The sequence below is a fragment of the Micromonospora echinofusca genome (genome assembly GCF_017614955.1).
In the GTDB taxonomy this organism is placed as follows: Bacteria; Actinomycetota; Actinomycetes; order Mycobacteriales; family Micromonosporaceae; genus Micromonospora; species Micromonospora echinofusca_A.
The window spans coordinates 1-1,281 of the sequence record NZ_WVUH01000654.1 but is presented as its reverse complement, the minus strand read 5'-3'; the positions used below and the strand labels follow the sequence as shown (position 1 = coordinate 1,281).

Genomic DNA, 1,281 nt, shown 5'->3' with positions numbered 1-1,281 from the left:
GGCGAGTCGCGGCTCGATGTCCGTCTCGCGGCGTCATCCCCGCCGGGATGAGTACGAACGCCTGCGTGAACAGGGAGTTGCCCGACGTCGTGCCGCGCAGCAGGTCGGGGTCAACGAGCGTACCGCCAAGGACTGGGACTGGGGAGTACGCAAGACAGGGAGCTCGCGGACGTACCCGGACGGGCGTCGGGTGGACTACAACACCGGGGTGACTACTCAGGTGCCGCCGTCGTTGACGGCGCTGGACAGGGAACTGCACCCACGGTTTCTGACCTTGGCGGAGCGGGAGACGATCGCGGACATGCGCCGTGTCGGGCAGTCGCTGCACGCGATCGGCCGAGCGATCGGGCGACCCGCCTCGACGATCAAACGCGAGATCGACAACCACGCCAGCGCTGACGGCGTCTACCGCGCCTACGCCGCGCACCGGGCCTGGACAGCGTCCCGGCCCCGGCCCAAGGACCGCAAGCTCCTGCGGGACGGACGGCTACGCGACTTCGTGGTCGCCCGGCTACGCCAACGGTGGTCACCGCAGCAGATCTGCAACGCTCTGGTCAGAGAACATCCCGATGACCAGGAGATGCGCGTGAGCGCGGAGACGATCTATCAGGCGTTGTACGTCCAGGCCCGTGGCGCGCTCAAACGCGAGGTCGCCACGGCACTGCGAACCGGCCGGACCCGACGCAGACCACACCGTCGTCCTGACCAGCGCACGCCCCGGTTCGTCGACAACATGGTCATGATCAGTGAACGCCCGGCCGAGGTCGCCGACCGCGCCGTACCCGGTCACTGGGAAGGCGACCTGATCATGGGAGCGGGCAACGCCTCCGCCATCGTCACACTGGTCGAACGCACCACCCGGTACGTCATGCTCGGTCACCTACCCGGCGGACACACCGCCGAGGAAGTCCGGGACGTGCTCGTGGACCTCGTCGCCACGCTGCCTGCCCACCTACGCGGATCCCTGACCTGGGACCAGGGAGCGGAGATGGCCGCTCACAAGCAGTTCACGGTCGCCACCGGAATACCGGTCTACTTCTGCGACCCGCACTCACCCTGGCAACGCGGATCGAACGAAAACACCAACGGCCTGCTACGTCAGTACTTTCCCAAGGGCACCGACCTGTCCGTCCACGGACCCGCCGACCTCGAACACGTCGCCCAGGAACTCAACGGCCGCCCACGACAGACGCTCGGCTGGGACAACCCAGCCGAGCGTCTGCGTGATCTACTGACAACCACATAAGCCATCAGGTGTTGCGACGACCCCCAGAAACCGCC

General features: G+C 67.1%; 1 protein-coding gene. It reads left to right on the top strand.

The features are described from left to right. The first annotated feature begins 16 nt into the window (after positions 1-16). On the top strand, positions 17-1,246 hold the full coding sequence (locus tag GSF22_RS33620) for an IS30 family transposase (protein ID WP_208817924.1): 1,230 nt from the start codon (positions 17-19) through the stop codon (positions 1,244-1,246). Positions 1,247-1,281: the final 35 nt, after the last annotated feature.

What these genes read in the sequence shown, in the direction of transcription:
- GSF22_RS33620 (WP_208817924.1), top strand. Translation starts at nt 17, where the DNA reads ATGTCCGTCTCGCGGCGTCATCCCCGCCGGGATGAGTACGAACGCCTG.